8 protein-coding genes are annotated in these 6,403 nt (G+C 60.9%); 4 read left to right on the forward strand and 4 right to left on the reverse strand.

Annotated elements, in window-relative coordinates; all coding sequences use genetic code 11:
- Positions 1 to 14: 14 nt before the first annotated feature.
- Complete coding sequence (locus tag EN984_RS18325; protein WP_127383869.1) at positions 15 to 1,163, reverse strand: hypothetical protein; 1,149 nt, start codon at positions 1,161 to 1,163, stop codon at positions 15 to 17.
- Positions 1,164 to 1,335: 172 nt separating this feature from the next.
- Entirely contained in the window at positions 1,336 to 2,241 is a 906-nt protein-coding gene (locus EN984_RS18330) for a LysR family transcriptional regulator (RefSeq protein ID WP_127270227.1), read from the reverse strand.
- A 119-nt stretch (positions 2,242 to 2,360) separates the two neighbouring features.
- Here EN984_RS18330 and EN984_RS18335 point away from each other — a divergent pair, with 119 nt between their 5' ends.
- Entirely contained in the window at positions 2,361 to 2,783 is a 423-nt protein-coding gene (locus EN984_RS18335) for a DoxX family protein (RefSeq protein ID WP_127270225.1), read from the forward strand.
- Between the two features lie 43 nt (positions 2,784 to 2,826).
- Complete coding sequence (locus EN984_RS18340) at positions 2,827 to 3,696, forward strand: NmrA family NAD(P)-binding protein (RefSeq protein WP_127270223.1); 870 nt, start codon at positions 2,827 to 2,829, stop codon at positions 3,694 to 3,696.
- A gap of 104 nt (positions 3,697 to 3,800) precedes the next feature.
- On the opposite strand, the gene EN984_RS18345 is transcribed toward EN984_RS18340, so the two are convergent.
- Together EN984_RS18345 and EN984_RS18350 are read right to left on the reverse strand one after the other, a co-directional pair.
- Positions 3,801 to 4,250 carry an Rrf2 family transcriptional regulator gene (locus tag EN984_RS18345; protein ID WP_013530871.1) on the reverse strand — a complete coding sequence of 150 codons (450 nt, stop codon included), beginning with the start codon at positions 4,248 to 4,250 and terminating at the stop codon, positions 3,801 to 3,803.
- Positions 4,251 to 4,507: 257 nt separating this feature from the next.
- Positions 4,508 to 5,494 (reverse strand): sulfate ABC transporter substrate-binding protein, encoded by a 987-nt coding sequence (locus EN984_RS18350; RefSeq protein WP_127271870.1) that lies wholly within the window; start codon positions 5,492 to 5,494, stop codon positions 4,508 to 4,510.
- A gap of 228 nt (positions 5,495 to 5,722) precedes the next feature.
- Between EN984_RS18350 and EN984_RS18355 the strand changes: the two genes are divergently transcribed.
- Positions 5,723 to 5,995: an antitoxin gene (locus EN984_RS18355; protein ID WP_127271402.1), complete on the forward strand. Its 273-nt coding sequence runs from the start codon at positions 5,723 to 5,725 to the stop codon at positions 5,993 to 5,995.
- On the forward strand, positions 5,996 to 6,394 hold the full coding sequence (locus tag EN984_RS18360; RefSeq protein ID WP_127271404.1) for a type II toxin-antitoxin system VapC family toxin: 399 nt from the start codon (positions 5,996 to 5,998) through the stop codon (positions 6,392 to 6,394).
- Positions 6,395 to 6,403 lie beyond the last annotated feature (9 nt).

Here is a 6,403-nt window from a genome sequence, read left to right on the forward strand (position 1 = left end):
TGATACGCCGGTCATTAGCCTTCATCCATTCCGATGCCGGTGCTGTCCGGCGCCTCGGTCAGCCGCTGCCGGCGGGACCACGTCAGCATCTGCTCGGGGTAGAGCCTCAGCGCTTCCAGCAGGCGGTCGCGCTTGAGCAGGATGTAGTGCGCCTGCACAGCCATGTTCTTGGCGCCATCCCTGGCGGTGTCCTTCGCCGGGGTTACAGATGCCTCCGGCGTCAACTCGGGGCTGAGCACGGCGCGGTACTCGATGAAGGGAACCACTTCGAAGGTCGACATGGCAAACAGGGCGGTTCTGCCCCTGGCGGCAAAATTCGCCGGCGCCGAGGCGAGGTGCGTCCAGCCGCTTTCGCCCATGGCTGCCTCGGTGAAAGTCGTGCCGGCATGGACGGTGTTGGTCATCGTCACCACGCCATTCTGCTTCAGGATCTTCTTGATGCGGATGGTGACTTGGTAGGCATCGTCGCGATCAAAGGCGACCCGGCTTTTCAGGAACCGGTTTTCGACATTGACCAGCGGCGGGTTGAGGAAACGCAGGCCGAACGCGCTTTCGGAAATACCGTGGGTGTTGACGCTCACCTGATGCGCCTCGACACCGGCCTCGTATAGCGCGCGCTTGCCGATGATGGTCTGGGCGGTGAATTGATCGCACCAGAGGATGGCGCCGTGGCCGCGCTGCAAGGCCGACCGCAGCCCCTCCAGCCCCTCCAGCCGGATCGTCGGCGACCAGCGGCCAGCCACCAGATGTGCGGCAAGCTGCAGGCGGCGCCGATGGCGCGCCGCCAGCAATCCCTCGAACAGCTTGCGTGTATCGATGCCATCGCCAAGCACCGCGCGTGTCGCGGCCGCGTAGGCCGGGAATTCCTTGCGCATATGGCGCTTGAGGCGAAACCTCGATATGCGGCCGCAGATCGGCGCCCACCAGCGCACCGGCAGCGCCGCTGCCACCACGAGATAGAAGACGGACAGCAGGCCTTCCCGAAGGTCCTTGTTGGAAAAGCGGCGAAGCCGGCCGGGGTGAACCAGCTTGCGGCTGAAGAAGCGGACGTCCTCCGCCCGTTCCGGGACGAAGACGTCGGCGATGATTTCAGTGCGGAAACTGGCTGCCGATGGCAGCTTGCGGGCGGCCTTGCGGGATTTTGCGAACCACCACAGCCTCATCGGTCCAGCCCGTTCTTCGACCCCCGCTTTACTGCGTCGGCTTGGGACGTGCAAGGTCATGTCCGCGCTCAAGACTTCTGCAAATTTCGCTTGCCCTCTACCTGGGGGACAGGCGCGTGCAACGCGAGCTGGCGCCCGCGACGCCGGACCGCTGATCGCTGACCGGCAGTCGCTATTCCATATACGGCGTCAGCACATCTTCGATCCATTTCATGAATGCGCGGACTCGGCGCGACAGATTGCTCCGATGTGCGACGACGAGGGATACGGCGAGCGCCCGTCGACGAAAATCGGGTATGATCTCGATAAGCGCTCCACTCTCCAAGTATTGGCCAATGCCCAAAAGTGGCGCCTGAATCACACCAAGGCCGGCGAGGGCGGCGGCTTCGTAGGTCTGCGCGCTGTTGACGTGCAGCGCACCTGGCAACTGAAGCGTCGCGTAGCTGTCGCCGTCCGGATATTCCCATCCATAGGGTCTCGCGCCTAGCACCGTCGAAAAGTGAATTGTCCTATGTTCCTGACGCTGGAGATCTTCCAGCGACCGAGGGACGCCATGGCGCGCCAGATAGGCGGGGCTGGCAGCGTTGGCCATGCGCAACAGGCCCAACGGGCGGGCAATCAGCGTCTCGTCGCGAATGGGTCCAAGCCGCAATACACAATCGAACCCCTCTTGAACCAGATCGACTTGCCGATCCGTACTCGACACCTCCAGCTCCAATTGGGGGTGCGCCGCCATGAAATCCGGCAAGGCCGGCACGATCGTTGTGCGCGCCACTTCGGTCGGAAGGTCGACTCTCAAACGCCCGCGAAGTGCCACGCGATCGCCTGCGAACATCGAGTGCAGATCATCGACTTCAGCGAGCAGATCGCGGGCACGGGCATGAAATGCGCGTCCGTCTTCCGTCAACCGCACGCTGCGCGTCGTCCGGTGCAGGAGCCTGACACCGAGATCTTCTTCCAGCTTCCGGACCGCCGTTGAGGCTCTCCCCTTTTGGATGCCCAGGCTGTCGGCTGCGCGGGTGAAGCTCCCCATTTCCGCTACCGTTATGAAAATGAGGATGGGTTCGAGATTTTGCATTTTCGTTTCCCGGTATTGTTTTCCAAAAAGAGAACAGTCGGTTCATTTCCTCGGTGTTTATCACACCTGAGAGGCACAGTAAGCTTCGAATATGGGATCTCCCCATCGGAGAATGACAAGTGTCCGAAACTGTGAACCCGCATCAGACACCTGAAACTATGACCTTGCATCGCGCCCTGTGGGCCGGCCGGATAATGAGCGCGTTTGTCGTTATCGCTTTGATGACAGACGGCACTGTTCAGCTTTTCGCGCCGGCACGGGTCGCGAGCATGTTGCAGGAAACCGGGTTCGCGATGGATCTGACGCGCGTCGTGGGTCCGATCATCCTCGCCTGCGCCATCCTCTACGCCATCCCGGTCACCGCCGTCCTCGGCGCGATCCTGGTGACGGGCTTTTTGGGAGGTGCCATCTGCGCCCATCTCCGCATCGGTGAGTTGGGATCGCCGCCGGAAATCATTTCCCTGCTTCTGGGCGCGATGACCTGGGGCGGCCTCTATCTGCGCGATCCCCGTATCCGGGCCATTCTGCCGCTCATCCATTGAACCAACAGGGGCAGTTCTGTCCCTCAACATCAGGAGAAAACACATGTTCTTAGTAATGGGAATCACGGGAAACGTGGGCGGCGCGACGGCAAGGCATTTGCTAGCGCAAGGCAAAAAGGTGCGCGCGCTGGTCCGCGACCGCGAGAAAGCGTTGAGCTGGGCGAACCGGGGCGTGGAGCTGGTTGACGGCGATTGGAATGATTCGGCAGCCATCGAGCGGGCGCTCGAAGGCGTCGAAGGCGCGTTCGTCATGCTGCCTCCTGTCTGGGCGCCTTCGCCCGATTACAAGGAAGCAAAGGCCGTGATTGCAAGCTATGTCGAGGCGCTCACCAAGGCAGCGCCGCCGCGAGTGGTTGCGCTTTCGTCGATGGGCGCGAACAGAACCAGCGGGCACGGGGTGATCGCGGCCTTGTCCCTTCTGGAGCAAGGTTTTCGCGACCTGACATCGCCAGTTGCTTTTGTGCGCGCAGGCGGATTCTTCGAGAATTTTCTTTTCGGGTTGCAGGTCGCGCAGGGCGGAACGCTGCCGGCTTTCTACAATCCGACAAACCGGAAATCGACCATGGTCGCGACGAACGACATTGGCGCGGAATTCGCAACGCTTCTGACCGGGCCAACGTGGTCAGGGCAGCGCATCGTCGAGCTTGGTTCGATGGTCAGCGCGGATGAAGTCGCGGAGCAGTTGGGTGAAGTCCTGAACCTCGACGTGAAAGCCTTTGCAATCCCGCGTGCAGGGTGGGCGGAAGCGCTCGAACAATTCGGCATCCCGAGGGGCCACAGCGGACCTGCCGAAGAAATGTACGAGGCCGTGAATGCAGGATGGATGGACCTCGGTGTGGCGGGTACGGAGCATGTAGCGGGTACGACGTCCGCACGCGCTGTATTCGAGGCTGCGTCAAATGTGAACGGGTAGGCCAAACTGTATGGGGTTCTCCTGTGATTTCGGGTGTTTGCAACCCGGGATTTGGAGAACTCCCTCCTTCATCTGTCTGAGCGCGGTCAGCTTGCAGTGGGTGGTTATATCTGCGACGTCAGCTCAACCGGAAAATCGTCATTGTCGGCGTCGCGCATGGCGGCAAGGCTGCGATTGTCCAGCACTTCGGCGATCGCCTGCCGCACCTCCAGCATCATGTGGCGGACCTGGCAGGTCGCCTCGTCGCAATCCTCGCAGCGCTGATACTGCGTGCGGCTGGCGCAAGGGATCGGCGCCAGCGGCCCATCCAGCACGCGCACGACATGGCCGATCTTGATTTCGGAGGCCGGCCGGGCGAGGCGATAGCCGCCTTCCTTGCCTTTGCGGCTCTGGACGAAGCCGGCGTTGCGCAACTCGCCCAGAATGGCATCGAGGAATTTCTTCGGGATGTTGTTGGCCACCGCGATGTCATTGACGAAGGCCAATTGGCCGGCCGGCAGGCCGGACAGATGCACGAGGGCCTTGAGGCCGTATTTGCCTTTTTTCGTCAGCATGCCCAGATCAACCCATTGAAGCCCCAACCACTCGCATCTGGCGACTGTTTGTGTGCAAATAATGACGTTTTCGCCGCGCGATGATGTTTCGCGAAAACAAGCCGCCGGATTGCAGTTAGGCACAAACGCGTTGATTCTTTGTAACGTTTTGCACTGAGAAGGCGGATATTCCGCTGATAACCAGGTTTTCGGCGTTCAAAACGAAAAAAGCCGGCAGGGCGCCGGCTTTTCCGTCAACTGCGCAGATATCGCGGCCTTCAGCGGCTGCCGTAGGTCTGGTCGAGCAGGCCGCCAGCGGCGAAATGCTCTTTCTGCACTTTGTCCCAGCCGCCGAAGACGTCTTCCACCGTCAGCAGCCGGATATCGGGGAAATCGGCCTTGTATTTTGCCGCCACAGCGGCGTCGCGGGCTCTGAGGCCGTTGCGGGCGGCGATGTCCTGGCCCTCCGGCGTGTAGAGGAAGTCGAGATAGGTCTTGGCCAGATCGCGCGTGCCGTGCTCGTCGGCAACCTTGTCGACGATCGCGACGGGGAATTCGGCCAGCAGGCTGACCGTCGGAGTGACCTGCTCGAACTTGCCGTCGCCATACTCCTTGCGAATGCCGCGCGTCTCCGACTCGAAGGTGATCAGCACATCACCGATCTCGCGCTGCACGAAGGTGGTGGTCGCGGCGCGGCCGCCGGTGTCGAAAATCGGCACGTTGTTGAAAAGCTTGGTGATGAACTCCTTCACCTTGGCCTCGTCGCCCTTGAAGGCTTCCTTGGCGTAGGCGGTGGCCGCCAGATAGGTGTAGCGCGCATTGCCGGAGGTTTTCGGATTTGGGAAAATCACCTGCACGTCGTCGCGCACGAGATCGTTCCAGTCCTTGATATGCTTGGGATTGCCCGCGCGGACAAGGAAGGACGGCAGCGAATAGAAGGGCGAGGCGTTGTCGGGAAAATCCTTTTGCCAGTCGGCCGAGACGAGGTCCTTCTTGACCAGGAAGTCGATGTCGGTGACCTGGTTGAAGGTAACGACATCGGCGCCAAGGCCCTCGGCGATGGCACGCGCCTGCGCCGAAGTGCCGGCATGCGACTGATCGACCGTGACGCCCGGATGCTGCGCGATGAAGGCCTTGTTCACCTGCACGAACAGTTCGCGGCCGACGTCATAGGACGCATTGAGCAGTTTGTCGGCCGACCAGGCTTGGGAGGATGCAAGGAACAGGCCTGCGACGGTGGCAAGCCCGAGGAAAAATCGTCTCATGAAAACAGGCTCCGATGCAATTTATGGTGGGACCATAGCCGGGGTGCGTGGTGTGCGACGAGGCATGCGCCGTAGGTTCGTGGCCTCATCGTAGGAAAATATGTCGCCTAAGTCGATGAATGTTGGAATTCTGTTCCAGGAGAATGCTACCTTCGTCGGAGTTTTTCTGCGCCTTGTTTTGCGGCGCTGCATGGCATATACAAAAGGCATATACAAAAGAGCTGCAACATGCCCCAGAGCCGACATTCAACAACGCCGCCCAAGGAGGCGAAGCTGTTTCGCAACAACCGCAGCCAGGCGGTGCGCATTCCTGTCGAGTTCGAGCTTCCCGGCGAAAAAGTCCTGATCAGCCGGGAAGGCGATCGTCTTGTCATCGAGCCGGTTCGCAAGCCTGGCCTCACCGCGTTGCTCGCCCAGTGGGCGAAAGAGCCGCCGCTCGATCCTGAAGACGACTTCCCCGAGATCTACGACACGCCAGTCAAATCCGAGGACATTTTCTAGATGCGGTTCATGCTGGATACGAACATTATCAGCGACATGATCCGAAACCCGGCTGGCAAGGCCGCGAGGGCAATGTCGCGCGAGGGAGATGACGCCGTTTGCACCAGCATCGTGGTCGCCTCGGAATTGCGATATGGCTGCGCCAAGAAGGGATCGGCCAAGCTGCTCAAGAAGGTTGAAGACTTGCTGGCCGAGATTCCTGTCTTGCCGCTCGATGTGCCGGTGGATGCCGAGTATGGCGGACTTCGCGCCGAGCTTGAAGCCGCGGGCCAGACCATTGGCCACAACGATCTTTTTATCGCCGCTCATGCCTGTGCATTGGGCACCACGCTGGTGACCGCCAACACGGGAGAGTTCAACCGGATCAGGGGCCTGAAGGTCGAGAACTGGCTGGCGTAGCCATAGACC

The organism is Mesorhizobium sp. M7A.F.Ca.CA.004.12.1.1, from assembly GCF_003997835.1.
GTDB lineage: Bacteria > Pseudomonadota > Alphaproteobacteria > Rhizobiales > Rhizobiaceae > Mesorhizobium.

Excerpts from the sequence above, each read along its gene's own strand:
- EN984_RS18325 (WP_127383869.1), bottom strand. The coding sequence starts at position 1,163 with ATGAGGCTGTGGTGGTTCGCAAAATCCCGCAAGGCCGCCCGCAAGCTG.
- EN984_RS18330 (WP_127270227.1), bottom strand. The coding sequence starts at position 2,241 with ATGCAAAATCTCGAACCCATCCTCATTTTCATAACGGTAGCGGAAATG.
- EN984_RS18340 (WP_127270223.1), top strand. The coding sequence starts at position 2,827 with ATGTTCTTAGTAATGGGAATCACGGGAAACGTGGGCGGCGCGACGGCA.
- EN984_RS18345 (WP_013530871.1), bottom strand. The coding sequence starts at position 4,250 with ATGCTGACGAAAAAAGGCAAATACGGCCTCAAGGCCCTCGTGCATCTG.
- EN984_RS18350 (WP_127271870.1), bottom strand. The coding sequence starts at position 5,494 with ATGAGACGATTTTTCCTCGGGCTTGCCACCGTCGCAGGCCTGTTCCTT.
- EN984_RS18355 (WP_127271402.1), top strand. The coding sequence starts at position 5,723 with ATGCCCCAGAGCCGACATTCAACAACGCCGCCCAAGGAGGCGAAGCTG.
- EN984_RS18360 (WP_127271404.1), top strand. The coding sequence starts at position 5,996 with ATGCGGTTCATGCTGGATACGAACATTATCAGCGACATGATCCGAAAC.